The organism is Pseudomonas sp. TH43, from assembly GCF_016650635.1.
Classification (GTDB): domain Bacteria; phylum Pseudomonadota; class Gammaproteobacteria; order Pseudomonadales; family Pseudomonadaceae; genus Aquipseudomonas.
On sequence record NZ_JAEKFI010000001.1, the window covers coordinates 323,608 to 349,987 of the forward strand.

Genomic DNA, 26,380 nt, shown 5'->3' on the forward strand with positions numbered 1-26,380 from the left:
CGGCAGGCAAGGTATGAGCGGACTCAGAGAACGGCAGAAGGAACAGCGCAGGGAAGTCATCGCGCAGGCAGCACTGGAGCTGTTTATCAGCAACGGGTTCGGCGCGACCACGCTTGAACAAATTGCCAATGCAGCGGCGGTTTCCGCGCCGACGGTGACCAACTATTTCGGCGGCAAGCAGGAGATTCTGCTGGCACTGCTCAAGCAACCGGACGAGCAGGCCATGCGCGAGGCGCGGGCCAATCTCGATGACGATAGCGATCCGCTGGAGGCGTTGTGCGAGTTCGAAGGCCTGATGACCGATTACCAACTGCAAGCCATGCCGGCCTCACTATGGCGTGAACTGGCGCCGTTTCTGCTTACCGGTGAGCTGGCTCAGGCGTTGAGCCCGTGGAATGCGGCGGTGATCGAAGAAACCAAGGCGTTGCTGGTGCATTTCCAGGCACTGGGCAAAGTCCGCGAGTCCGTCGATATCGATGTGGCTGCGATTTTGTTCAACCAGTACGCGAACATGGCGTTTATTCGACTGGCGACCGAAGCGGCGCCGGATCGAGAAGCGCATGCCGGGCATATGCGCAGTGTGCTGGGGCTGATCTGTCACGGCATTCTGAGCCTGGCGCCGGAGCCGAAGGACAGGTGATCAACCGTGGCGAGGGCGCTTGCTCCCTCGCCACGGGGGTCTTCAACATCGAGAGGTCAGGCTTTCGGCAACCACGGTTGCATCTGCTCCAGCAAACCACGTCCGCCCCGGCGCAATCCTGCCGCCAGGCTCAGCCATGACAGGTCGGTCATGATCACCTCGCAGGCGCGCAGCAGGCGAACTTCCCCAGCCGTGCCGCCGGCAGTCCCGCCATCAGGCATGTACACCGTCATCCAGTCGCCGACACTCTCCACCACCAGACACAGGCGCCAGCCTTGCTCTTCGGCGATCATGCCGACCTTCGTCCCCTCGGCGTGCTCCATGCCGGCAAACCGCGCCGTGGTGTCCTTGAGCAACTGATAACCCGGCAAATTGCTCAGCACTTTGTCTTCGGTGGCTTCAATCGCCCGGGCCGCCGCCGAGGTCTTGGCCAGAAGGCCGGCAAGAAAACACAGCACGATCAGGCCCACCAGCGTGGCTAGCGTCACCACTGTCACACCCGCCACATCATGACCTTCGAACATCGGCAGCAACTTTTGCACCGGCCCGCGCAGCAGATGAATGGCTTTCTCGATCAGGATGAAGATCAGCACCAACGGCAGAATAAACAGCAGTCCGCCGATCACGGTGGTTTTGATGAACTTGAACATGACGGCTCCTTGATGACGATCAGCAATCAAGGCTAGCTGATAAAAATCCCGGGGCAGGGGTGATATTGAACTTGCGTGGGACCATGGCGGCCGGATGTTTGCGAAGACCGACAATGGCTGGCTTGACGTCTGTTTCTACTGTACCCGGCCCCTGAATGGACGCGCAGGCTTGAAGAAACCGAATGATTTTGTGGCGAGGGAGCAAGCTCCCTCGCCACAAGGTGGTGGATTGTTTACTCGTTGATTCGCGGGTGTTGCTGCACCAGATTTTTGCGCTTGGCTTCCAGCTCAGCAATTTCAGCGTCGATGTCTTCGATCTTCTGCTCGATGTTGTCGTGATGCTCTTGCAGCAGCTCTTTGGCTTCCTCGAGGTCAGAAGCCGCTGGCGCCGCGCCTCGCAGTGGTTTGTTCGCGGTTTCTTTCATGGTTACGCCAGTGACCAGCCCGACCACGGCAATGACCATCAGGTAATACGCCGGCATGTACAGGTCGTTGGTGCTTTCCACCAGCCAGGCGACGACAGTCGGGGTCAAACCGGCAATCAGCACCGAAATGTTGAAGGCCGCGGCCAAGGCGCTGTAGCGGATGTGCGTGGGGAACATTGCCGGCAAGGTCGAGGCCATCACGCCGATGAAGAAGTTCAGCAACACGGCCAACATCAGCAAGCCTGCGAAGATCAGGCCGATCTTGCCACTGTTGATCAGCATGAACGCCGGAATGGCCAGGATGAACAGGCCAATACTGCCGACGACGATGAAGGGTTTGCGGCCAATCTTGTCGCTGATAAAGCCAATCGCCGGTTGCACGAACAGCATGCCGACCATGATCGCGATGATGATCAGCACGCCACGGTTTTCGCTGTAATGCAGGTTATGCGAAAGGTAGCTCGGCATGTAAGTGAGCAGCATGTAATAGGTGACGTTGGTCACGGCCACCACGCCGACGCAAGTCATCAGGCTGCGCCAGTGCTTGGTCGCGACTTCCTTGAACGACACTTTCGGGCCGCCGGCGAGGCCTTCGCGATCACCTTGTTCGAGTTTTTCGACGTGTTGCTGGAACGCCGGGGTTTCTTCCAGCGCGTGGCGGAGGTAGAGGCCGATCATGCCCAGCGGCAGGGCGAGGAAAAACGGCAGACGCCAGCCCCATTCTTCGAATTTCGCTTCACCCAGCGTCGTAGAAATCAACACCACCACGCCAGCACCGAGAACGAAACCGGCAATCGAACCGAAGTCCAGCCAACTGCCGAGGAACCCACGCTTGCGGTCCGGCGCGTATTCAGCGACGAAGATCGAAGCACCGGTGTACTCGCCGCCGACCGAGAAACCCTGGGCCATTTTCGCCAGTAACAGCAGGATCGGCGCCCAGATGCCGATCGAGGCATACGACGGAATCAGGCCGATGGCAAACGTGCTGAGCGACATGATCACGATGGTCGCGGCGAGGACTTTCTGCCGCCCGTACTTGTCGCCCAGTGCGCCGAAAAACAGACCGCCCAAAGGTCGAATCAGGAACGGCACCGAGAACGTCGCCAGTGCAGCGATCATTTGCGTGCCCGGATCGGCGCCCGGGAAAAACACCTTGCCGAGCACATAGGCCACAAAGCCATAGACCCCGAAGTCGAACCATTCCATGGCATTGCCGAGCGCCGCCGCCGTAATGGCTTTGCGCATCTTGGCGTCGTCGACGATGGTGATGTCTTTCAGGCCGATCGGTTTGACGCTGTTTTTACGTGATTTCATCCGGGTTTTCTCTTTACTGATCCATCTTGCCGCGTTGATGCCATCTAATTGATGGCGCGTGCTCTTTGGGTCAGATACATGAGGACACGAAATAATTCACCGCTGACTGCTTTTTTTCCGTGTAGGCGCTGCCGAAGGCTGCGATCTTTTGATCTTGCCTCGCGAAAACGACAAAACCCGCCATCCCGATCGAACAGGATGGCGGGGTTCTTCTGCCTGATGGAATTGCGTTACTTACTCGGCAGTCTTCGCGAGCAGGCTCGCTCCCACAGTTGATCGCGTTCCAATGTGGGAGCGAGCCTGCTCGCGAAGGGGCCAGAGGAATAACTCAGCAAGCGTTCACAGTCGCGGCCTCAACCCGGCACCTGCAGATTATCCAGCACCCGATTCACCGCCAGTTCCCCCAGCATAATCAGTTGCGCAATCCCCAGCAGCGTCCGGCGTTGTGAGGCGGGTATGAGATTAGCGAAATCATTGACGATGGTTCTAGCTGAAGCGAGAGTTTCGCAGGCATCGACCAGCAGCTCTTCGTTTTTGAAGTCTGCTGTTACGGCATACATCCTGCGGGTTTTACGGGGCGCTGGCACAGACCCGGGCGGGCAGAGGTAGTGATCTAGGGCGCGGTCGGCGGCTTCGTTGAGCCTTTTCGACTCGATGGATTCGTAAGGGGAGGTGAGGTCTGTTTCGGGCGGATTCGGCGTTGGTTTTATCATGGCAAAAGCCTCTAGAGTAATGAAGCTGCCACCGTTCGCTGCTAACGAAGGAGGTGGCGGCTGTACGCGGGTTAGCAGACCAGGACTCTAGAACCCGGCGCACCGAAGTGCCCCACGCAAAGCCGCCATAACGACAACGGACCTTGTGCGTCTAGAAGATAACCCGGGCTGCTAAACCCGATCACTGACATCTCAGCGACCGCACCACAATAGAACCCGCCCCCTAGGCGCACAAGCCGGCGGATTCTGGCGTAGCTGTAGGCAATTACGCAAGGATGTGTAGCCTTGGGCGCGTGTCTGGAAGTGTCTTTTAAACGTGTCCGTGTAGATCAAAAGATCGCAGCCTTCGGCAGCTCCTACATAGGCCGGTGTAGGCGCTGCCGAAGGCTGCGATTTCTAACGCAACGCCTAATTCGTCAGCGAAACGACGATATCCAGCGCATTGATCGGCAGGTATATCAGGGTGACAGTCGTGTAGGCCTTGCGTGATTTCGCCGCGAAAGCACACAGCGGAAGAATGATCATCAACACATCCAGCACACCCCACAGCGCAATCGGCGAGGCTTGAAACAGGAACACGTTAACGATCAGCCCGAGAAACAGATACGTCGACAACGAGAGCAGGGCGTAGCGGCCGTCCTGTTCGAAATAGACCCGCAAGCCGTTCTGTTCATCTTCGCTTCGACTCGGCAGCAACAGCGCCGAAGAGACGAACAGCGACAGCGCCAACAGCACCAGCAACAAAAACTCCGCGAAGGAAAAGGTCGACTTGATCTGCGGCAGCGAATTGACCGCCCACCAAAAATCCAGCTGCGTGGCGAACAGCGTAACGGCCCAGACCAACGCCACCCAATCCGGCGCCGCCACCCGGCGGATGCGGAACACCGTCAACGCACCGAGCAGCAGCCGAGTGACCGACAGCCCCAGAATCATCGAGAGAATTGTCGCTACGATGGGGAAATTGCTCATCACTGGCCGTGTTCCGTGTGCTGCCAATACATGCATTTCACGTTAGACGAGAAAACGGCCGCACTACCGACGAATCGCTCCATATGATTGCCCCAGATCACTGGCCCAGCCATCCAGCACCCCTTTGACGTCATCCGCCGTCAGCACCTGTTTGTCGTTTTCCAGCGCCACACCGGTGCCTTTGCGCACGACTTCGGCAACCACTTCGCCGGTCGAGCCATCCTCGAACGAGACTTCGGTGGCTATTTCACTGTCCTGATCGCGAATGCCGGCAGCGGTGCTGACCCCGGCAGCCACCAAAGTGACCGGCAACCATTCATAAAAGCGCAACCCCTGAGTGCTCGCGGCGACCCGGGTAATCGCGGGCCTGACGATCAGCGTATCTGGGCCGGGCATGGACACCAGTTGCAGGACTTTGCCCAGTTCGTTTCTCAGGGCCGCGTCGTAATACTCGGTGACGCCAGACAGCGTGCTCAACGGAATACGCCCGGTCGGCTCGAAGCCGGGGTAAAACTGGCTCGGCGCCAGATACACTTTGGTGTAGCGGCCCCTGGCCAAGGCCGGGCTGACCCAACTCAGGGCGTTGTGCCCCGACGGTGATTGGTGCTCCTTCAGAACGCTGTAATCATGCAGAAACCCCGTCTGTTCAACGTTATTGCTGCTGCACCCGGAGAGGCTCAGGGACGCGGTGCACAGCAACGACATCAGGCAATGGCCTCTCATCAACGCGCTTCCTGTTGCTTGGGCGTGGAGTGGTCCGAGCACTCGATGTGCAACTGGCCGTGACGCATGATCCATTCGATAAGGTCGGCGGCGGCGATACTGTGGACATACTCGACCCAGTGCGCACTGGTCGGGCTGAATTGCTCGAAGTAGCGGCGCAGGACGATCCGGCTCTGATCGCTGGACACGCCCAGGCATGATTCCTGAAACACAACCGGCGTGTCGGGGCCGAGCGCGGCGGTACGCTGGCTGAGGATCAAGGGACGATTGCTGTGATGTCCCTCGGTGCTATGGCTGTTGTTCAATACCTTCATGCGAACCCCCTGGATTGGAATGGCTGCAGAGTGCCCGAGGGGTTTTGCCGGACGATGTCCGCTTGATGTCTGTCATGCAGGAATGTTGCTCGATTGAAATAAATGACCCGGGCGGCGAAATGGCTTTAGATAAGCTCTTTTTGGTCCATGGATCCTGTAACCGTGAGCAGACTGCTGATCGTCGACGACGACGTGGAAATCCTCTCGCTGCTGAAGAAGTTTTTCATCCAGCACGCCTATGAAGTCGACGTGGCGCCACACGGCGAAGCCATGTGGGCGGCGATTGCGCAGCAGCGCCCGGACACGATCATTCTTGACCTGATGATGCCCGGCGAAGGCGGCCTGAGCCTGTGCCAGAAGGTGCGGGCGCAGATGGCGATTCCGATTATCATGCTCACCGCCATGGCCGAGCTGAGTGACCGCATTGTCGGTCTGGAACTGGGTGCGGACGACTACCTGACCAAGCCGTTCGCCCCACAGGAATTACTGGCCCGCGTGCGCGCCCTGCAACGCCGCGCCGGCGAACAGCGGAGCCCGGTTGAACCGTCGCGGCCGGTGATCGGCTTTGCCGGTTGGCATCTGGATATCACCTGTCGCGAGCTGCGCTCACCGGACAACGTGATGATTCCGCTGTCCGGTGGCGAATTCGATTTGCTGGTGGTGTTTCTTGATCATCCGCAGCGCATTCTTACCCGCGAGCAGTTGATCGATCTCACCCATGGCCAGGGCCACGACGCTTTCGACCGCAGCATCGATGTGCAGGTCAGCCGCTTGCGGCGCAAGATCGAACCGGACTGCAAACGCCCGGATCTGATCCGCACCGTGCGCAATGGCGGTTATATGTTCACCGCCAAGGTCAGCCGCTCATGATCCGCTCCATCCTGCGTCGCGACACCCTGAGCCGACGGATTGCCCTGACGATCGTGGCGGCGATGCTCACTTCGCTCGCGCTCAATGCACTGTTTGTGCAGGTCGCTGGCATTTGGGCCAAACCGCCAATTGAACGCACTGGCTTGCTGGAGCAGATAGCCGCGACCACCAAAGTAATCGAAGCGGCACCGGCCGGTTTGCGCCCACAACTCGCCGCCGCGGCGACCAGTCTCTTGCTGGAGGTCACGTGGAGTGCACAACGCGCCGGGGTGGGGTTGCCCATCGGCGGCGAGCCGGTCAAAGCGGGCAGGGTGCCGGTGCTGCATCAATTGCTGGGTGATGATCGAAACATTCAGGTATTCAATCCGGCCGACTGGCCCAGTGACAACCCGCGCGCACGCTATGCCGCGCTGGTGCAGTTGAAGGACGGCAGCTGGTTGTCGTTTTCGCCGCCGGAGCGTTCCTGGGGAGTGGACATCGGTACACGGATCGCGGTCATCATCGCCCTGGGTTTGATCGCCACCTTGCTGGTTGCCTGGATTGCCACCCGCCAACTGGCCAAGCCCCTGCAACGTTTCGCCAACGCCGCCAGACGCTTTGGCGGCGATCTGCGCGCGCCGCCCATCAAGATTGAGGGCCCGGACGAGATCCGTCAGGTCATCGTTGCCTTCAACACCATGCAGGCACAGATTCAGCATTTCATTGGCGAGCGCACGCACATGCTCGCGTCGATTTCCCACGACTTGCGCGCGCCGCTGACCCGCATGCGCCTGCGCAGCGAATTCATGGAAGACCTCGATCACCAGGGCAAACTGATTCGCGACATCGAAGAGATGCAATCGATGATCAACGCCGCGCTGGCGTTCTTCCGCGAAGACACCCGGCCGGAGCAACGCACTGCGTTCGACCTGTCGGAGTTGCTGCACACCATCGTCGATGACTATCGCGATCAGCACATCGCCATCGACTACGACGGCCCGGCGCGCCTGGTGTACGAAGGCCGGCCACTCGGCATCAAACGGGTGATCGTCAACTTATTGGAAAACGCCGAGAAATACGCCCAGCACCCGCGTATCGAGTTGAGCGCTGATGAGCGCTTGATCCGCATTGACGTCAGCGACGAGGGCCCGGGCATTCCCGAAGAGTCGTTGCAGCGCGTATTTGATCCGTTCTTTCGCCTCGAAGCCTCACGCAACCGTCATACCGGTGGCGTCGGCCTCGGGCTCTCGGCAGCGCGGGCGATCGTGCGCGAGCAGGGCGGAGAGCTGACTTTGAGTAATCGCAGCGGTGGCGGGCTGTTGGCGCGGGTCGAGTTGCCGCAGTAAAGGGCGGGCGACGATTGTGCGGATAACTCTGTAACACTTTGAAACATTCATGGGGCGCGGGCGGTCAACAGGTCACATTCCTGATAAGAAGCGTCCATGAAAATCCCACGGCCATCCGCACGCCTTGAACCGCTGTCGCAACTGCGCAATCTGAAAATGGCCCGCTCGGCGCACGCTTATGTAAGGGGCAGCACCGTGCAGTTTTACGAGTGGCTGCACAGCCAGCCGGGGCGCAGCCTGCCCAAAGGCCCGGCGGTGTGGATCTGTGGCGATTGCCATGCCGGCAACCTAGGGCCGACCGGGGATTTGAAAGGCAAAATCGACATTCATATCCGCGACCTCGATCAGACCGTCATCGGCAACCCGGCGCATGATCTGGTGCGTTTGGCGCTGTCGCTCGCCACTGCCGCCCGAGGCTCGGATTTGCCCGGTGTGGCCACCGCACGCATGCTTGAAGAAATGATGCGCGGCTACGAGCAAGCCTTTGAAGGTGATCTGGATGAAGAGCCGCCGCGCCCGGCTCAGGTCAAAGCCGGGATGCGCAGCGCGGTGCAGCGCACCTGGAAGCATCTGGCTCAAGAACGCATCGAGAACACCAAGCCGACGATTCCGCTAGGCAAGCAATTCTGGACGCTGTCCCGGCCTGAACGGGCGGCGCTGAAAGCGCTGTGTGCCACACCAGAAATCCACAAACTGGTGACTTCGCTGAAGGGCCGGTCAAAGGACGATCGGGTAAAAATGCTCGACTCGGCGTATTGGGTCAAAGGCTGCAGTTCGCTGGGGTTGCAGCGCTATGCGGTGTTGCTGGGTGTGGGCGAGGAGGACGATCAGGAATATTGCCTGCTGGATGTCAAAGAGGCCGTCGGCGCCGCCGCACCACGGGCAGCACGCGCCTCGATGCCTCGCGACAACGGCAAACGTGTGGTCGAAGGGGCGCGTTTTCTGTCACCGGGGCTGGGCAATCGGATGATTGCGACACGTATGCTTGATCACGGATTCTTCATCCGAGAGTTGCTGCCGCAGGACATGAAGCTTGAACTGGATCAGTTGAGCCAACGCGATGCGATGCTCGCGGCCGGTTATCTGGCGCGGGTCGTGGGGCTGGCCCATGCGCGTCAGATGGATCTGTCGACGAGAGCCTCATGGATAGGCGAGCTGCAAGCCTGCCGTTCGAAAACCCTGGACGCGCCGTCGTGGCTGTGGACGAGTGTGGTGCAGTTGGTCGGTAATCATGAGCGCGGGTATCTGGAGCATTGTCGTCGGTACGCGCTGCAGCACTGATTACTGGGCCAGCCTCTCTAAGGTGATACCTGGGGCAGACGCAGCGGTGGATTTGACCTGATTGCGGTAACTCTGCGCACTGATGCCGAAATGCTTTTGAAAGGCGCGGCGCATGCGTTCTTCGCGACCAAAGCCTACGGTTTCGGCAATCCTTTTGATCGGTTCATCGGTGGTTTTCAGCAGCCGACAGGCCGTTTCCATGCGCAAGTTCTCTACCGCTTGCGCAGGTGTTTCCCCGGTGGCGGCGACATAAGCGCGAGCAAAGTGGCGTGGGCTCATGCCAAATTGCTCGGCAAGCCGCTCGACCCGCAGATCACCGTTCAAATTCCCGGCAATCCAGCCGTGCAGCCGGGCCAGGCGCACGTCCTGATCGGTGCGCAAGGCCTTCGATTGCGCATTGAGCGAGGCGCTGAGCTGCGGCTGCTCGGCGCTGCGCCACAGGAACACGGTGAAATAGCGCGCCAGCGCCAATGCGGCGTGGGCGCCGAGATCCTGTTCGACCAGCCCGAGCGCCAGATCAATACCCGCCGTGGCACCGCCACACGTCCAGAGATTGCCGTCATGCAGGTACAGCGCTTCGGTCTGACAGTGCAGCGCCGGGTAGCGCGCCTGTAATTCATCGGCGAACTTCCAGTGCGTCACCACGTTGCGGCCATCGAGCAGGCCCGCTGCGGCGAGGGCGAAAGTGCCGGTGCCAATCGAGCAGAGGCGGCGGATTTGTGGGGCGCGGCTGCGCAGCCAATCGCAGGCGTGTTCGTCGGCTTCGAGGGCGGCCATGCCTGGCCCACCGGCGACGATCAGCGTATCGATCACGGGCGCCATTTGATCGATCTGCTCCAGCGAGCAGGTGGTGACGGTGATACCGGAGACCGACATCACCTGACCACCCTGCGGCGAGGCCACGAGTAACCGATACGGCGGGTTCGTTGCAAAGTCACCGGCCAACACGCGCGGTATCGCGGCGAACACCTCTAGCGGCCCGGCCGCATTCAGCAGCAACAGATCATCGAACGCCAACACCACCACCGTGCGCGCAGGCAGCGGCGGTATGTCAGGCATGGCAGCAAAGGAGGGGTGTTTGGCATGGAGCGGCACGGCGGGCCTCGACATACTGAAATCAATGCATAAATGAGGGCATGACAATGCCGCTAAAATTTCCTGCTGCCAAGCACCCGCTGCTGACGCGGTTCAAAGCGCTGCTGTGCTGCGCCGCGTTGGTGCTGGCGCATCCGGTGTCTGCTGCCAGCGAGCCATTGAAGATGGGCGACCAAAGCGGTCTGATTCAGGCGCTGCTGCACGCAGCGGGAGAAGACAAGGATCTGCCGTATGCGCTGTCGTGGCATCCCTTTCTGGCCGGAACGACGATGCTTGAGGCGCTGAGTGCCGGAGCGATCGACGCCGGTGTGGTCGGCAATGCGCCGCCGGTGTTTGCTCAGGCGGGCGGTTTCGATGTGCGCATTATCGGCGTGGCCAGCGGCGCGCAAAATAACAATGCGCTGCTGGTTCCCGAGGATTCTCAAGTCCATAACGTGGCGGATCTCAAAGGCCAGCGCATCGCCGTGGCCAAAGGCAGCAGCGGTCATTATTTATTGCTGGCGGCGCTGCAACAGGCAGGCCTGACACCGCGTGATGTGAAGATCGCCTACGTCAGCCCGGTGGATGCACAGAATGCTTTTGCCAGCGGCAAACTCGACGCCTGGGCGGTGTGGTATCCCTTCGTCGGCCAGGCCACTTCCCGTGGCGCGCGGATTCTGCTCGATGGCAGTGGCTGGCCGGAAACCGGTCTGAACTTCACCGTCGCCAGCAAGCGCGCACTGGCAGATGCCGAGCGAGCAGGGCAGGTCGGTGATCTGTTGGCCAGACTGGCCCGCGCCCAAGCCTGGGCCACCGCGCATCCCCAGGACTGGGCCGAAGTGTTCGCCCAGACCACCCGACTGCCTGTCGAACTGGTGCAGGAAATGCTCGCGCATCAAGACCTTCGCTATGTGCCGATCCAGCCGCCAGTGATCACCTCGCAACAACGACTGGCAGACATGTTTGCTGCCGAGCGACTGATTCCCAAACCCCTGCAAGTCGAGCAGATCTTCGACGATCGCTTCAACGCCTTGCTGCCAACACCCCAATAACCCCACGACTTCACCTTGCCGCTTGACTGTCGGCCGGGTTCCACACGCCTGGAGAAAAGCCATGCCCAACCTCGAACGCACCACCCTCAAACGCCGGAAAACCGGGCTGATCGCTGTCGATCATGCCCGCAGTGCCGGCGGCTATACGCTGTTCGCCCCGCAAACGGCCGACGGCAACGTGTTCTTGATCGACCTTGACGGCGAGATCGTCCATCGCTGGAAGCTGCCACAACGCCCCGGCCGCGACGCGGTGATCCTGCGCAACGGCAACCTCGGCTACAACGGCAACCATCCTGATTCACCGGACCTGTTTCCGGGCTGGTCGGTATGGCATGGCGGGGCGTTCAGCGAAGTCACCCCGGAAGGCGAGGTGGTCTGGGAACACACTGATCTGCTCCATCACCACGACGCGCAATGGCTGGACAACGGCAATCTGTTGTACACCACCGCCGAGCCTCTGAGCCCAGAGTTGGCCCGTCGTGTGGTCGGTGGCATTCCCGGCAGCGAGGCGCCGGGCGGTGTGATTTATGCCGACGTGGTCAAGGAAGTCGATCGCCAAGGCAATACGGTCTGGGAATGGCGCAGTTGGGAGCATCTGCGTCCTGAAGAGTATCCGTTGCACGAGTGCTTCGAACGCCATCACTGGCCGATGACCAATGCGGTAACGCCGGGCCGTGACGGCAAGGTGATCCTCAGCCTGCGCAGCGTTTCGTCGGTGATCGCCGTGCAACGCGGCAGCGGCGAAGTGTTGTGGCGTCTGGGCCACGATCTGGTTGCCCAACAGCACTGCCCGAGTGAACTGGATAACGGCAACGTGCTGGTATTCGATAACGGCATCTTCCGCCCACACATCAGCATGCCGCACTCGCGCATCATCGAAATCAACCCGGCAACGCAACGCATCGAATGGCAATACGCCGACACGCCGGGCTATGCCTTTTTCACCCCGTTCATGGGCGGCGCGCAGCGGTTGCACAACGGCAACACACTGGTCACCGAAGCCAACTTCGGCCGTTTATTTGAAGTGACACAAGAAGGCGAGGTGGTCTGGGAATACGTCAATCCGCACTTCGCCAGCTATCCCGATGCGCCGTCGCGACGCTATTTGCCGGGCGACAACAACGCGATCTTCCGCGCGCATCGCTACCAGCGCGAAGACCTGCCATGGCTGCGTGCCTGATCACGCGCCGACCTCCAACCGCAACGATCGCGCTCACGCAAGCCACGCGCAGCGAAGTATCGACTCCTCTCGAAGAGCGGCGTGAAGCCGCTCCAGGAACCACCGATGAATCTTCTTTATTCGCGCAACTTTTCCGCGGGCGCACTGGGCCTTTGTTCACTCATGCCGTTGCTGCCGGCAACGGCCAGTGATCTGCCCGCCGCTACGGATGTTCTGCAAACGGTTACTGTCGAGGCTCGCCGCCGCAGCGAAGATGCCCAACAAGTGCCCACTGCGATGAGCGTGCTGGGCGCGCAAACCCTTGAGGAACAGCGTCTGTATCGCCTGCAGGATTTGCAACAGGCGATGCCCAGTGTGAACGTCGCGTTCATGCACGCGAGGCAATCGAGCCTGTCGATTCGCGGTTTGGGCAACAACCCGGCCAGTGACGGGCTTGAGGGCAGCGCCGGGATCTATCTGGACAATGTCTACCTCGGGCGCCCCGGCATGGCCGTGTTCGACTTGCTCGACGTTGAGCAGATCGAGCTGTTACGCGGCCCGCAGGGCACCTTGTTCGGCAAAAACACAACGGCAGGCGTGTTGAACATCACCACGCGGCGACCTTCTTTTACGCCGCAGGGCAGTTTTTCGACTTCGGTGGGCGAAGATGGCTACACGCAAAATCAGGCGAGTTTTTCCGGCCCACTCAACGACACGCTGGCGGGGCGCATCGCGGTTTATCGAACCCATGAAAATGGCTACGTTAAAAACGACTACGACGGCCACACGCTGGGCGGTGGCGTGCGTCAAGGCGCTCGCGGGCAACTGTTATTCCAGCCCAACGAGGATTTCAATCTGCGCTGGCTGGCCGATTATCACGAAGAAGACTCCAGCGCCGGCACCCGCTCATTGTTCAGTACCGGGCCGACCATCAATGGCGTCAACCGATATGAACAACGCGCAGCGGCGGTGGGCGCGACCTTGGTCAACGGGCGCCACGTCAATCTGGACGCCGATCAAAGCGTAAAGGTGTTCCAGGGCGGCACGTCGCTTGAGGCCAACTGGAATCTGGCCGGCGACTACACGCTGACCTCGATCAGCGCCTACCGCTGGTGGGATTTCACCCCGCGTAACGACGATGAACTGAACGTCGACGTAATGCACAACGTCGGCCAATCGGCACGCGACAAACAGTACTCGCAAGAGCTGCGTCTGGCTTCGCCGGTCGGGGAACACTTCGACTACGTGCTGGGCGCGTATTACTTTCGCCAGGAAATGAGCAACAAGGTCTTCACCGATTACGGACCCTTGGCGGACACCTGGAATGGCACCCCGCAGGGCGCGCTGAACAACGTCACCAGTGTTGGCCAGGGCGATGTCGACACCGACAGCTTTGCCACGTTTGCCCAGGGCACCTGGCACCTGACGCCGCAGCTGGATTTCAGCCTCGGCGTGCGTGGCACTTATGAGCGCAAACTGGCCCAAGTTACGCGCAACGCACCCGTGGGAGGTGTCGGCGTCAGCGGCGCAGCCGCCGCAGCAAGGGCGGGGAGGGTTGGTGCTTACGACTCCGGTGACTTGAGCCTCTACAGTTTCAGCCCTTCGGCGCTGGCCAGCCTGGCCTGGCATGTGAACGATCGGGTGCTGGCGTATGCCTCGCTGTCCCACGGCGAAAAGTCGGGCGGGGTCAACCTCAGCGTGGCCAGTGCGCCGGTCGCGGGTGCCGATTCCTTGTTGATTGGCAGTGAACGGGCCAACGATGCGGAACTGGGGATCAAGACCACGCTGCTCGACCAGCGCCTGTTGCTCAATGCCAACCTGTTCTGGACCGAAGTGCATGGCTACCAGACCAACGCCTACGATGACGTCAACCTCTCCAGCTATTTGACCAACGCCGGTTCGGTACGCAGTCGTGGGCTCGAAGTTGATAGCAGTTGGCGTCCGCTGCGAGGGTTGACCCTCAACCTCAACGGTTCGTGGAATGACGTGCGTTATCTGTCTTACGAAGATGCACCTTGTCCTGCCGAGGTGGCGTTGCGTGCGGGCGCGCCGGCAGCCTGCGACCTCAGTGGGCATGCGGTGGTGGGTGCGTCGAAATGGATCTTCAACAGCAGCGCCAGTTATCAGTGGAATCTGGACGATGGCCTGCAACCGTACGTCAATGGCAACTACGCGTGGCGCTCCCCCGCGGTCGGCACCGTCGATGATTCACGGGACGCGCAGTTGCCGGGTTATGGCTTGGTCAATCTTTCCACCGGTGTGCGCGGCGACTGGGGCAAGGGACAGTGGGATATGTCGCTGTGGCTGAAAAACGCCTTCGACAAAACCTACTACACCACGCTGTGGAATTCGCCGAACGGCGCCTATACAGGGGTGTTGGGCACGCCGCGAACGTTGGGCATGACGGCGCGATATGATTTTTGATCGCCTGGCGCGCGGCGACCTGCAGGTTGCCGACGCAGCCGAGTGCTGGGGTGATTTGAATGTTTCGGGTTGCCGGCGTGAAATTTGTTCTGTAGATTTTCATGAAATTACAAGAACAGAATTTCATGAGGCCGCGAATGTTTCAGCAATCCCGTCAGCATGTCGCCAGTTATTACGCCCACAGTTGCGCCGATATCCTGAGTACCCGACCAGCGCTGGAGGGCGAACATGACACGGAAGTGGTGATCATCGGCGCCGGTTTCAGCGGCCTGCACACGGCGCTGCGCCTGGCGTTGGCCGGCAAACGAGTGACGCTGCTGGAGGCCAGTCGAGTGGCGTGGGCCGCTTCCGGGCGCAACGGCGGGCAAGCGATTCTGGGCTGGTCGTGTGACATGCCGCCGCTGGAAGCTGCGCTGGGCCATGAACGGGCGAAACGGTTGTGGGACGGCATGCGCTGGGCGGCGGAGGAACTGCGTGAACTGCCGGGGCTGCATGGTTTCGACTGCGACTATCGGCCCGGGCATCTGTGGACGTCGGTGATGCCGCGCCGGGTCAGCCTGCTCACCGAATGGCAACACGAGGCCAGCCACAAGTGGGGCCACGATGCCTTGCAGTTCATCCCACGTGAACATCTGCCTGAATGGGTCGCCAGCGAACGTTATCAGGCCGGCCTCTATGACCCGCAAGGCGCGCACCTCAATCCGCTGAAACTCGCGCTGGGGCTGGCCGCCGCCATCGAGCGCGCTGGCGGCCGAATCCATGAGCAAAGCAAGGCGCTGAGTTATCAGGAGGAGGGCACAGGGTTTCGGGTAAATACCGAGCGTGGAACGGTTCGCGCCGATGTGCTGGTGCTGGCGTGCAATGCCTACCTTGATGAACTCGATCCACAACTTGCCCGTTGCATCCTGCCGGTGGGCACTTATCAAGTCGCCACCGCGCCGCTCACGCCGGAGCAAGCCAGCGCACTGTTGCCAAGCAACGTCTGCGTCACCGACAACCAGTTCGTCCTCGATTACTTCCGCCGCACCCCGGATAACCGTTTGCTGTTTGGCGGCGGCTGCACTTACTTGGGCGGCATGCCCAAGGACATCGCGGCGGCAACCCGGCCGTTTCTTGAACGGGTGTTCCCGCAGCTCAAAGGCGTCGATCTGGAGTTTGCCTGGGGCGGGCACATCGATCTGACCCTCAATCGCACGCCGGACGTTGGCGGCGGGGGCAATCGTTACTGGCTGCAAGGCTACTCCGGCCACGGCGTGCTGCCGACGCTGGCCGCCGCCCGTGCTGTGTCTGCTGCAATTCTCGGCGATGCCGACGAATTGGCGTTGTATCAAGGCCTGAGCAATGGCCGTTTCCCCGGCGGCAAATACCTCGCCGCGCCGCTGGAAGCCATCGGCAAAGCCTGGTACCGACTGCGTGACAGCGTCTGATGAAACACTTTTCGGAATCCCGGCCATGAACAAGCAAGAAGAAATCGCCGCGCTGGCGATCCTCATCCACGACCTGCGCAAGCACAAGAAATGGACCCTGAAAGAACTGGCCGACAAGATCGGTCGTTCGGTGGGTTTTCTCTCGCAAGTCGAGCGCGGTTTGTCGCGGCCCACGGTCGCGGATCTCACCGCGATCAGTGAAACCTTCGGCGTGCCGACCACCTATTTCTACAGTTTGCCCAAGCCCAAAGAGCTGCCATGGGTGACCCGCCCGGACGAACGCCGCACGCTGTATTACGCCAATGGCATCACCGATATTCTGGTGTCGCCGCAGATACGCGCGTCGTTCTCGATGCTCGAAAGTCATCTCGAGCCCGGCGCCAGCAGCGGCGACCGCCACTTGACCGACAGCTCGGAGCAGGGCGGCTACGTGCTGGAAGGCGAACTGACGTTATGGCTGGGCGATGACGAAGATCCGGTCACATTGAAGGCCGGCGACAGCTTTCAATTCGACAGCCACACCCGCTGCCGCTACGGCAACCTCACCGAGCAGCTCACCCGCGTGCTCTGGGTCTACACCTGATAACAAAAAAGGATGAACACGATGGACGTTGTCTGCGCTGATCTGTTGGCTGAAGTGCGTGCTTTTCGTCAACGCTACCCTGAGGTGCGTTATGTCGACCTGATTTCCCTGGACATTCCGGGGCACTTCTACGGCAAGCGTTATCCCGTGGACATGCTCGAAAAAGTCGCCGCTGGCAGCGCCCTCAAACTGCCGCAAAACTGCGTGTTGCTGGGTGTGCAGGGCGGTTTGTTCGAGATTGGCGATTACTGCTTCAACGATGGCGACCCGGACGCCGTGCGCCGCTTGGTGCCCGGCACCTTGAAGCCGGTGACCTGGGAAGCGCAGCCGCTGGGGCAGATGCTGATCACCTCGGACGGCACCGAAAAACCGATCGAATTCGAACCGCGTGAAGTCCTCGCGCAGGTACTCAATCGTCTTGCGGGCAAAGGCATTCACCCGGTCGTAGCGTTCGAACTGGAGTTCTACCTGTTCGATAAAAAGCTGCGTGACGGCCTGCCGCAATTCCCTCGTGATGACTTGACCGATGACGCCGACGATCAACCGAACATGCACATCGAACGCCTGTCGCGCTTTGCGCCGGTGCTCGATGAAATGGTCGAGGCCACGCGCGCTCAAGGCATCGACGCCACCGTGATCACCGCAGAACTCGGCCCCGGCCAGTTCGAAATCAACTTCGGCCACTTCGACGACGGGTTGCGCGCCGCCGACTGGGCGGCGCTGTTCTGCCGCAGCACCCGAGGCGTCGCGCTCAAGCATGGTTATCGCGCCAGTTTCATGGCCAAACCGTACTTGCAGCATCCGGGGAGCGGCATGCATGTGCACGTCAGTCTTTACGATTCGGCGGGCAACAATCTGTTGGCCGCGAACGCCCAGCAACCGCTGCGCCACGCCGTCGCCGGGTGCCTGGAATTGCTGCCGCACAGCATGCCAATCTTCGCACCGAACCAGAATGCGATGCGACGTTTGGGCGGCACGGTGAACACCGCGACCAAAGCCAGTTGGGGCTTTGAGGACCGTGATGCGTGCCTGCGCATTCCGGAATCGGACGCGAAAAACCTGCGCGTGGAATATCGCCTCGCGGGCGCGGATGCCAATCCGTATCTGGTGCTGGCGGCGATTCTGGTGGGCCTTGAGCATGGGCTGGCATCGGGCAAAGAACCGATTGCGCCGCTGAATGAAGATCGCAGTAGCGGTATTGAATTTCCCAAGGAGATATTCGAGGCCGTGAGGGCGATGCAGCATCAACCACAGTTGCGTGAGGGGTTGGGCGCTGAGTTTGTCGATGTGTATTGCGAGAACAAACGCCAGGATCATCTGGCGTTCATGCAGGAGATCAGTGCGCGGGAGTATCGCTGGTATTTGTGATGCAGGCGTCGATGCGCGCGGGACCTTGGAAGGCTGTTTTCAGCCAACAGCCTTTTTCCTTTCGTTGCGTAGCGAGCCAATGCGGGAAGTGTTCCAATGGCGCCATTCCCCGACATTGATTGAAGGTAATCCGCAATGAACGATACAACCGATGACGCTTTCTACGATCGCGCAGACGCGCACATAAGCCTGTCGAACGAGCAGCTCAAAGCGTTCGAAAACCTCGGCAAGGTCAGCGCATCGATGATGTTTGGTACCACTCGATTCAACGCCTGGGTAAGCGCGCGCAGCTTCAAGTCGGGCGAAGAAATGGCGCAGGCGCGCGAAGCGATGTTGAAATACTTTTGTGAACAGTACCGGATGATGCTCGAGGACAACCTTGACGACCATATCAACAATTTCAGCCAGTACATGACCGCCAAAGACGCCTGATCGCCAAGGGGCTTGAGCGTTTGAGTTAACTCAATGAAGAAATGTTGCGTGCGTAAACAAACCGATCGGTCGCAACATTGATGCGTTTCGGGAGGCGGTCACCGTTCTCCGTGAGCACTCATTCAGGCTTCCACAATTCATTCCTTTGCATCAAATCACTCACCCAGTCAGTGACTGCCCTGACGCGAGCGGACAAGTGCCGGGTATATGGATAGACCAGTGAAAGGGTAATCGACTCTAGCCTCCAATCCGGGAGAACCTCGGTCAATAACCCCTGCTCAATAAGTGGCTGCGCTTCCGCCCTCGGTACAAAAGCGATTCCCAGTCCGGCAACCGTAGCGGCGGTATGCGCGCTACCGTTGTTGAAGTACATCGATACCGGCACATCCAGGCTGAATGATTTGTCACCACGAAACATAGTGGGCAGGTACCGCCGGTTGTTAGCCGAAAATCTGTAGCCCAAATTACGATGTTGGAATAAATCTTCCGGCACCGAAAGGCTCGGGGCTTCTCGCAAATAGTCAGGAGAGGCACAGAGTGCCAGTTGAACTTGCCCAATGATCTTGCAGACCAGGTTTGGGTCCGTTACGACGCCGCCCCTGATCGCGCAATCAATGCCTTCTTGTACCAAGTCCACTACTCGATCGCTACAGCCTATATCCAGATGGATATTGGGGTACTGCACGGTGAATTCACGCAGTGCCGGGACGACTAGCAGCAAGCCAACCCCCGCTGGCATTTCAATGTGTACCCGGCCACGCGCAGCGCTGCGGCTCAAAGAAACGGAGGCTTCCAGATCGTCGACATCTTCTAGAACGGCTCTGGCACGCAGGTAGTACGCGGCCCCTTCAGTAGTGGGGGAAACCTTTCGGGTGGTGCGGTGCAACAGCTTGATCCCCAGTAGTAACTCCAAGGCCTGGATTTGTCCCGAAACGGTCGTTTTCGCAAGCCCCAATGACTCGGCGGCACCGCCGAAGCTTCCTATCTCGACGATCCTGCAAAAGGCCCGCATTGCTTCCAGTCGATCCAGCGCCATTATCCGAGTTCTCGTATTATAAAACCGATTTTGGCTAGATTATCTCGTGTTTTCGTTCAAGTAAACTTCCCAGCCTTGATAGGTGGTCCTTACATGGCAGGCCTATACATCAACTAGCTATGTTCAATGTTGTCTGGAAAAAGTTTATGAACAGTGTTTTGAAAGTGTTTGCTATTGCGTCTTTGATCGTGGTCCCTGTCGCGAGTTTTGCTGCTGATGGTGCGGAGGCGCTTCAACGGCATCATGAACGTAACAAACAACGGTTTAATGAAGCTGAAAGGCGGGTAGAGAGTAAACAGGCTATTGAAACAGATAAGCCTGATGTTTCTCGGAAGGAGAATAAATCTTCAGCCGACGTGGAAGAAGCTAATACACGCGCGGCTAAAGAGGCAGGCTGATACCGGCTTGGTTAGTCGGCAACTTCTGGCGAAATTACCAATATTGAATTGAATGTATTAGTACATAGGACACTTATGAGTAATCAGGTTCGAAAAGCACTTATCGTTGTCACTCACCCCGTTCCAGGTTCCCTCAGTCATGTTATTGCCGTTCGTATCAGCGAAGACCTTGTCGGGCGGGACATCGAAGTAGAGATCGCGGACCTTCATGCGGAAGGCTTTTCGCCGGCAATGACTGCAGGGGATGTAATGCTCTACCGCGGGGTCGGTGAAGTTGCCCCTGAGACCGCACGTGAACAGGCGAGGGTAGATCAGGCTGACATGCTCGTGTTCGTTTTTCCTGTTTATTGGTGGTCTGTCCCCTCGATGCTCAAGGGATGGTTCGAGCGCGTATTTAACGGAGGATGGGCTTATAGCGTCGATGAGAAGGGGCGGGTTGTTGGCACCATGCGCGACATTCCCGTGCTGCTTGTCGCAACGGCAGCCGGCAATGAAAGTGGCTATGAACGCCATGGCTATGCGAAGGCGATTCAGAATCAGATCGTGGAAGGTATCTTCGGATATGTCGGCATGAAAAATACGCAGGTCGCCTATTTCTATGACGCGGACAACGCCACGAACGAGCGGATTGAACAGTTCGTTGAAGCCGCAACCCCGCAGTTGGAAAAAGCGCAGCTTCTGTCCACGGTGTGACGGTCAAAACCGTCACAAGGCATCGGCTCATCGTAAAGGAGATAGCATGGAAAAAGTACTGATCCTGGGCGCGACCGGCAATATCGGCGCCCTTGCAGCAGACCGGCTCGTTCGTGAAAACGTAAGTCTGCGCCTCGTGTCCAGCCGCGAAAGCGGCGTCAAGTCGCTCCGTGAACGTTTTCCCACTGCTGAGGTTCAGCAGGCGGATTGGTATGACCCCGCGAGCCTGAAAGCGGCGATGCGAGGCGTGGATCGGCTGTTCATCGTCACGCCAGACTTCGTGACGGACGAAACGGTGGTGACACCTAACATCATCGATGCTGTCCGGGAGGCGGGCAGCGTTTCGCAGATCGTGCGCCTGACCGCGATACCACCCGGTTTGAAGGCGACGGATATTTCCAGGGAAGTGCTGGCAACCCGCTGCGGTGCAGCCCAGCATATGGTTGCCAAGCCGCTCCTGGACGCAAGCGGATTGCCGATCACCTATCTTAATGTCGCTTGCTGGATCATGTTCAACTTGTCCTGGTACCTGGCGGAACCGGTCAAGACCCAACAGCAGCTTCTTATGCCGGCTGTGACCGATGCACGCCGCCGTTGGGTGTCCGAGGAAGATATCGCTGATGTTATCGCCAGAATACTCACGGACACACCGGAGGAGCATATTGGGCAGGACTACCTGATGACCGGTGCGGAGCAATTCGATTACCAGGATGTTGCGCAATTACTCAGCGATGTGACCGGCAAGACAATCACTTATGTTGACGATGATTCAATGTTAAAGACTTCGATGGGTGACTATTTCGACGCATTGATGACTTACTACACCCACGAGTCGCGCGATTATCTGTCGGTACCGGCCAGCGATGCGAAGTTGAAGATTTTGGGAGTACGTCAGACGACGCTGGCGGAATACCTGGCTCAGAATATTGCTATGTTTATCTGAAGCGTCTGCGCGCGTATTTGATTGAAGCGGCATAACTTGATTCTGGATTAGTAGCTTTCGGCCGTAAATGGTCCCGAGGTGAATGTCAGCTAATGGCCGATAGCCGCCAGTCAACTATCCCACGACATCGGCTTGTCGCCCCCAGGAGGCAAGCCAAACACCCTCCGTATCCCATTAAGAGACGCCCGATAAGGTCACCCCAAAAACAACATCATCAAAGCCGCGCTCAGCGTGCCACGCACCAGCCCGATTCCGACGCACCGCTGAAGGCAATGATCGCTGCATAGATCGGCACCTGGAAACTGACGACCTGTCATGAGCGTGCAGAAACGTGGTTGTCCCGTGCTGACCTATTGATTCAACATACCCGTAGGTTGCAGCGCTGAACAAATGGCGGCGAATGTCGTTCATGTTTTATCGCAAACAACGCAATAGCGCGGATGACTTCAGGAGCGAACCATCAAGACCTTATCGATTGTGCGGCCCAGTGGAGGGCGAATCGCTTCGGGGGAGAAGACCCTCGAAATTCGCCGTTGGCATCCTGACCTGGATCCTGGTGAAGACCTTTTGATCGTTGAAAACGGGCGCTTTCTGCACACCGAGGGTGACGAAGACGCCGACGGCGTGGCTGTCGCCATCGTGCGGGTAAAAGCTGTTCGCCCGTTTGTCCTCGCTGACATGCAAGCGGCCTGTGCGAATTACTTCGAGGAGGGTTGGCTCGCTTGGGAGTTGAGTCATGTAAGGCCGATCACACACCCTGTGAACGTCCGCGCCGCCCGCGGTATCTACGAGGTGGACTTCGTGCTTGCCGATAAAGCTTGATCATCAAGCGAAACGTGTGGGCTATTGGCCGATAGCCGCCCGGATAAAAACACACTTTTTCACAAAGCCCTCCTCGCCACCATTCAATGGCAGAATCCCCGCAACTTGAAAGTTTTGGAGATCACCATGCTTCGTGTGTTCGAACGAAGACTCGACCCTTTTCCCCCTGACGAGGTCCCGCCACCGCCCAATGGCCTGGCGCGTTTTCTTTGGGCCTGTACGCGGGGCGCTCGCGGTTACATCCTGGTGCTCGCGCTGCTGAGTGCCGCTGTGTCGATCTATGAGGCCTGGCTGTTTTCCTTCCTCGGGAAGGTCGTGGATCTGCTCTCGACCTGGCAGGCCGGTGGTGAAGCCTCGGCGCAGGAAAGTCGGGTGTTGTGGGGCATGGGCATTGTCATGGTGACCAGTGTCGGGCTGGTGGCGTTGCGCACGATGGTGCAGCACCAGATATTGGCGATCAATTTGCCGCTGCGGCTGCGTTGGGACTTCCACCGGCTGATGTTGCGGCAAAGCCTTTCTTTTTTTTCCGATGAGTTTTCCGGTCGCGTCACGACCAAGGTGATGCAGACGGCGCTCGCGGTGCGCGACGTGCTCTTCACCCTTATCGAGATCCTCCCCGGGATTGGCGTGTATTTCATCGCGATCATCGCGCTGGCTGGCGGCTTCGCCTTGAAGCTGATGCTGCCGTTCATTGGCTGGGCGGTGTTGTTCGCGCTGGCCATGTGGTACTTCGTGCCGCGTTTGGGCAAAGTCGGGCAGGAGCAGGCGAATGCGCGGTCGATGATGACCGGGCGTATCTCCGACGCTTACACCAACATCACGACGGTGAAGCTGTTCTCCCATTCCAATCGTGAAGCGCACTTCGCGCGTGCGGCGATGGAAGATTTCAAACTCACCGGTTTTCGCCAGATGCGTCTGGTCAGCCTGTTCGAAATCGTCAATCAGGCATTGGTGGTGGGCTTGATCATGTCGGCGGGTGGTTATGCCCTGTGGCTGTGGCATCAGGGCGACGTTGGCGCCGGTGCCGTGGCGGCGATCACCGCCATGGCGTTGCGCATCAATGGCATGTCGAACTGGATCATGTGGCAGATGACTTCGCTGTTCGAAAGCATCGGCACCGTGCAGGACGGCATGGCGACGCTGACTCAGGGCGCCAAGGTGCAAGACGCACCGGATGCTGGCGTGCTGGTGACCTCCGGCGGTGCGGTGACCTTCGACAAGGTGCGTTTCAATTACAACGGCGAGCGCCAGGTGCTCGATGGCCTGAGCCTGAGCATTCGCCCGGGCGAAAAAATCGGTCTGGTCGGCCGCTCTGGCGCCGGCAAATCCACGCTGATCAACTTGCTGCTGCGCTTCTATGACATCGACAGCGGGGAGATTCGCATTGACGGCCAGAATATCGCGCACGTGACGCAAGACAGTCTGCGCAGTGCTATCGGCATGGTCACGCAGGACACTTCTCTGTTGCACCGTTCCATTCGCGACAACATTGCCTACGGCCGTCCCGACGCGACCGATGCACAGATCCGCAGCGCGGCGGCCAGTGCCCAGGCCGATGAGTTCATCAGCCAGCTCAGCGACCGCCAAGGCCATAGCGGCTATGACACGCTAGTGGGCGAGCGCGGCATCAAACTGTCGGGCGGCCAGCGTCAACGCGTCGCGATCGCCCGGGTCATGCTGAAGAACGCGCCGATCCTGCTGCTGGACGAGGCCACCAGTGCACTCGACTCGGAAGTCGAAGTGGCGATTCAGGAAAGCCTCGACGAAATGATGCAGGGCAAGACCGTGATCGCGATCGCCCATCGGTTGTCGACCATTGCGGCCATGGATCGGCTGATTGTCATGGACGACGGACGCATCGTCGAGCAGGGCACTCACACCGAATTGCTGGAGAAAAACGGCATCTATGCGCGGCTTTGGCAGCATCAGAGCGGTGGGTTTCTGGGTGAGGACAAGGGCGTGGTCGAGGCGATGGATCAGGTGTAAACGGACAGTTGCCATTCGTCCATTGGCAGGCACTTACGGTGACGGATCGTCCTCTCACGATGAAGCGCGGAATTTCCGTGCTTCAGCAGGAGAGCCAGCATGCAAATTGATGAAAAAGCGCCAGGCAACATCTCTCAGCAGGAAGTCACTCGCACAACGGACAATGAAACCGGTCACGACCCATGCCGCGACGAGCCTGAAGGCACACTGCCGGCGGATGACGAAGCGTCCGTTGAAGAAGACATGAGCGACGTCGATGCCAACAATTCGGTATCAAGCGAGCATCCGTAGTCGAGAAAATCGCGTGATTGAAAACCAGGCCTGGCGCTTATCCAGGATGACTCTGTCACTGTGGCGAGGGAGCGCGCTCGCTCGCCACAAATGACTTTTGGTTTTCACTGTTCCTGGCTCAACGGCCCAAGATCAGAGTGCCGCTTTCACCTGCAAACCAAACACCAGCGCATTGTCGATGTCTTGCCCGGAGAACGCGCCCGGCTCGATGATGTATTGCACATTCGGGCGCAACGTCAGCCAAGGCGTGGCTTGATAACCGTAGCCCAGTTCAATCAATTGCTCAGCGCTGTCCAGGTTCGGGAACGCGGTGCCATTGTTCAGCGCAGCGTCTTGCTGCACGTCGCGACTGCGCGGGTTCGGTACTGCACGGCCGTAGCCCAAGGCAACGGTGTCACGCGGGCGTCCTTCGAACGGTTTGTACAGAACCACGCCAGTGCCATACCACTTGCTGAACGGCGAGGCCGCTTCGCTGGCCGCCGAGTATTGGCCGAAGGCGTGCAGGCTGCGACCCTCGGAAGTAGGCGAACTCCACACAGCCTGATCGATCAACAGGTAATGACCGCCGCGACCGGACACTTGCTTATCGCTGCCGATGCGTTTCACGTCGGAGCTGTCGTAGTAGTAGCCGACCTTGTATTCGCCGGGCAGATCACCCGCGTGCTTGTACACCAGCTCGATCGGCACCACGGTGCCTGTCGTGTGTTTCGGGCCAAGATGCCAGGCACGGCTGGAGTTGCCGTTGCTTTCCGGGTCGACGTTGAACGCCGCCACGCGCAGTTGCCAGGACGGCGACAGGTCGTATTTCACCCGCACGCCCAAATGGGCATTGGGGTAGTTGGTCCAGCCACTGCCGCCGGACATGTTCAGCGGATGCCCGCAGAAACCGGCGTTCATGAAGTTGCAGAGGATGCCGCTGTCGAGGCCGCCGAGGTCGTTGCCCATGGCCATGTAACCAAGCTTTACATTCAGCGACGGGGTAAACAGGCTGCGCTCGTAACTCAGTTCGGTCAGGCGCGTGTACAGCCCGCCGTAGTTTTCCTGGATCGGCAGACGGTTGCCGACGAGGTCTTCCGAGGCACTGTTGCCGCGTCGGTCATTGATAGTCAACTGGACCTTGCCGGCATTGTCGAAGCCGTACAATTTGCTCAGATCGAACTGCACCCCGAGCTTGATGTTCTGCGAATAACGCGCCGAGCGATGCAGGCCACCGTCAGCGTTGTAGGCGGTTTCGCCGCTGTAGTCGCCAGTGAACTTGACGCCTTCTTCGTCCATCTGGTGACGCAAGCCACCCCAGTCACCGGTGAGGGTGCTGCGGGTCAACAAATCAGTATCGTTGTCGGCCAGCGCGGGGAGGGTGGTGGTGCAAGCGAAGCCCATCAACAGGCCTTTGAACAGGTCAGAACGCGAAAAACGAACAGCCGATAGCATGTAAATCTTCCTGCAGAAAACTTGAGCAATAGGGGAA

At 59.3% G+C, this 26,380-nt stretch carries 26 protein-coding genes; 17 read left to right on the plus strand and 9 right to left on the minus strand.

What is annotated here, in order from left to right; translation table 11 throughout:
* Positions 1–13: 13 nt before the first annotated feature.
* Positions 14–640: a TetR/AcrR family transcriptional regulator gene (locus tag JFT81_RS01300; RefSeq protein WP_201225725.1), complete on the plus strand. Its 627-nt coding sequence runs from the start codon at positions 14–16 to the stop codon at positions 638–640.
* A 56-nt stretch (positions 641–696) separates the two neighbouring features.
* On the opposite strand, the gene JFT81_RS01305 is transcribed toward JFT81_RS01300, so the two are convergent.
* From JFT81_RS01305 to JFT81_RS01330, 6 genes are all read right to left on the minus strand, one after another.
* Positions 697–1,290 carry a hypothetical protein gene (locus JFT81_RS01305; protein WP_201225727.1) on the minus strand — a complete coding sequence of 198 codons (594 nt, stop codon included), beginning with the start codon at positions 1,288–1,290 and terminating at the stop codon, positions 697–699.
* A 233-nt stretch (positions 1,291–1,523) separates the two neighbouring features.
* A complete protein-coding gene (gene proP, locus JFT81_RS01310; RefSeq protein ID WP_201225729.1) occupies positions 1,524–3,029 on the minus strand; it encodes a glycine betaine/L-proline transporter ProP in 1,506 nt (501 codons plus the stop codon).
* Between the two features lie 353 nt (positions 3,030–3,382).
* Complete coding sequence (locus JFT81_RS01315) at positions 3,383–3,742, minus strand: DUF6124 family protein (RefSeq protein WP_201225731.1); 360 nt, start codon at positions 3,740–3,742, stop codon at positions 3,383–3,385.
* A 408-nt stretch (positions 3,743–4,150) separates the two neighbouring features.
* The gene (locus JFT81_RS01320; RefSeq protein WP_201203583.1) at positions 4,151–4,711 is read right to left on the minus strand and encodes a hypothetical protein; all 561 of its coding nucleotides are present in this window, start codon (positions 4,709–4,711) and stop codon (positions 4,151–4,153) included.
* 63 nt (positions 4,712–4,774) lie between these two features.
* A complete protein-coding gene (locus tag JFT81_RS01325) occupies positions 4,775–5,434 on the minus strand; it encodes a DUF3313 domain-containing protein (protein ID WP_201225732.1) in 660 nt (219 codons plus the stop codon).
* Positions 5,434–5,748 carry a hypothetical protein gene (locus tag JFT81_RS01330; protein WP_201225734.1) on the minus strand — a complete coding sequence of 105 codons (315 nt, stop codon included), beginning with the start codon at positions 5,746–5,748 and terminating at the stop codon, positions 5,434–5,436. Before JFT81_RS01330 ends, JFT81_RS01325 begins: the two co-directional genes overlap by 1 nt.
* Positions 5,749–5,895: 147 nt before the next feature.
* Here JFT81_RS01330 and JFT81_RS01335 point away from each other — a divergent pair, with 147 nt between their 5' ends.
* The 3 genes from JFT81_RS01335 (at position 5,896) to JFT81_RS01345 (ending at position 9,224) form a co-directional block, all read left to right on the plus strand.
* A complete protein-coding gene (locus tag JFT81_RS01335; protein WP_201225736.1) occupies positions 5,896–6,618 on the plus strand; it encodes a response regulator in 723 nt (240 codons plus the stop codon).
* Positions 6,615–7,943, plus strand: a complete 1,329-nt coding sequence (locus JFT81_RS01340; RefSeq protein ID WP_201225738.1) for an ATP-binding protein — start codon at positions 6,615–6,617, stop codon at positions 7,941–7,943. The genes JFT81_RS01335 and JFT81_RS01340 overlap by 4 nt, the downstream gene beginning before the upstream one ends.
* A gap of 96 nt (positions 7,944–8,039) precedes the next feature.
* The gene (locus JFT81_RS01345) at positions 8,040–9,224 is read left to right on the plus strand and encodes a DUF2252 family protein (protein WP_201225740.1); all 1,185 of its coding nucleotides are present in this window, start codon (positions 8,040–8,042) and stop codon (positions 9,222–9,224) included.
* Here the strand turns inward: JFT81_RS01345 and JFT81_RS01350 are convergent, their stop codons facing one another.
* On the minus strand, positions 9,225–10,283 hold the full coding sequence (locus tag JFT81_RS01350; protein WP_242485537.1) for a helix-turn-helix domain-containing protein: 1,059 nt from the start codon (positions 10,281–10,283) through the stop codon (positions 9,225–9,227).
* An 83-nt stretch (positions 10,284–10,366) separates the two neighbouring features.
* Here JFT81_RS01350 and JFT81_RS01355 point away from each other — a divergent pair, with 83 nt between their 5' ends.
* The 7 genes from JFT81_RS01355 (at position 10,367) to JFT81_RS01385 (ending at position 18,743) form a co-directional block, all read left to right on the plus strand.
* Positions 10,367–11,350, plus strand: coding sequence for an ABC transporter substrate-binding protein (locus JFT81_RS01355; protein ID WP_201225745.1), 984 nt, complete (start codon positions 10,367–10,369; stop codon positions 11,348–11,350).
* Positions 11,351–11,411: 61 nt separating this feature from the next.
* Positions 11,412–12,530, plus strand: a complete 1,119-nt coding sequence (locus tag JFT81_RS01360; RefSeq protein ID WP_201225747.1) for an aryl-sulfate sulfotransferase — start codon at positions 11,412–11,414, stop codon at positions 12,528–12,530.
* Between the two features lie 162 nt (positions 12,531–12,692).
* Positions 12,693–14,933, plus strand: a complete 2,241-nt coding sequence (locus JFT81_RS01365; protein ID WP_242485563.1) for a TonB-dependent receptor — start codon at positions 12,693–12,695, stop codon at positions 14,931–14,933.
* Positions 14,934–15,070: 137 nt separating this feature from the next.
* A complete protein-coding gene (locus tag JFT81_RS01370) occupies positions 15,071–16,360 on the plus strand; it encodes an FAD-binding oxidoreductase (RefSeq protein WP_201225751.1) in 1,290 nt (429 codons plus the stop codon).
* A 25-nt stretch (positions 16,361–16,385) separates the two neighbouring features.
* Positions 16,386–16,943 (plus strand): XRE family transcriptional regulator, encoded by a 558-nt coding sequence (locus JFT81_RS01375; RefSeq protein WP_201225753.1) that lies wholly within the window; start codon positions 16,386–16,388, stop codon positions 16,941–16,943.
* A 21-nt stretch (positions 16,944–16,964) separates the two neighbouring features.
* Positions 16,965–18,311, plus strand: a complete 1,347-nt coding sequence (locus tag JFT81_RS01380; RefSeq protein WP_201225755.1) for a glutamine synthetase family protein — start codon at positions 16,965–16,967, stop codon at positions 18,309–18,311.
* Positions 18,312–18,446: 135 nt separating this feature from the next.
* Positions 18,447–18,743, plus strand: coding sequence for a DUF3144 domain-containing protein (locus tag JFT81_RS01385; protein ID WP_201203603.1), 297 nt, complete (start codon positions 18,447–18,449; stop codon positions 18,741–18,743).
* A 118-nt stretch (positions 18,744–18,861) separates the two neighbouring features.
* On the opposite strand, the gene JFT81_RS01390 is transcribed toward JFT81_RS01385, so the two are convergent.
* Positions 18,862–19,779, minus strand: a complete 918-nt coding sequence (locus JFT81_RS01390) for a LysR family transcriptional regulator (RefSeq protein ID WP_201225757.1) — start codon at positions 19,777–19,779, stop codon at positions 18,862–18,864.
* A 146-nt stretch (positions 19,780–19,925) separates the two neighbouring features.
* Here JFT81_RS01390 and JFT81_RS01395 point away from each other — a divergent pair, with 146 nt between their 5' ends.
* The 6 genes from JFT81_RS01395 (at position 19,926) to JFT81_RS01420 (ending at position 24,912) form a co-directional block, all read left to right on the plus strand.
* The gene (locus JFT81_RS01395) at positions 19,926–20,177 is read left to right on the plus strand and encodes a hypothetical protein (RefSeq protein ID WP_201225759.1); all 252 of its coding nucleotides are present in this window, start codon (positions 19,926–19,928) and stop codon (positions 20,175–20,177) included.
* A gap of 75 nt (positions 20,178–20,252) precedes the next feature.
* Positions 20,253–20,870: an NAD(P)H-dependent oxidoreductase gene (locus JFT81_RS01400; protein ID WP_201225761.1), complete on the plus strand. Its 618-nt coding sequence runs from the start codon at positions 20,253–20,255 to the stop codon at positions 20,868–20,870.
* Between the two features lie 46 nt (positions 20,871–20,916).
* Complete coding sequence (locus tag JFT81_RS01405; RefSeq protein ID WP_201225763.1) at positions 20,917–21,813, plus strand: NmrA family NAD(P)-binding protein; 897 nt, start codon at positions 20,917–20,919, stop codon at positions 21,811–21,813.
* A 477-nt stretch (positions 21,814–22,290) separates the two neighbouring features.
* A complete protein-coding gene (locus JFT81_RS01410) occupies positions 22,291–22,635 on the plus strand; it encodes an ASCH domain-containing protein (protein WP_347340471.1) in 345 nt (114 codons plus the stop codon).
* A 126-nt stretch (positions 22,636–22,761) separates the two neighbouring features.
* Complete coding sequence (locus JFT81_RS01415; protein ID WP_201225764.1) at positions 22,762–24,621, plus strand: ABC transporter ATP-binding protein; 1,860 nt, start codon at positions 22,762–22,764, stop codon at positions 24,619–24,621.
* A 99-nt stretch (positions 24,622–24,720) separates the two neighbouring features.
* Positions 24,721–24,912: a hypothetical protein gene (locus tag JFT81_RS01420; RefSeq protein WP_201225766.1), complete on the plus strand. Its 192-nt coding sequence runs from the start codon at positions 24,721–24,723 to the stop codon at positions 24,910–24,912.
* Between the two features lie 132 nt (positions 24,913–25,044).
* On the opposite strand, the gene JFT81_RS01425 is transcribed toward JFT81_RS01420, so the two are convergent.
* On the minus strand, positions 25,045–26,343 hold the full coding sequence (locus JFT81_RS01425; protein ID WP_201225768.1) for a carbohydrate porin: 1,299 nt from the start codon (positions 26,341–26,343) through the stop codon (positions 25,045–25,047).
* Positions 26,344–26,380 lie beyond the last annotated feature (37 nt).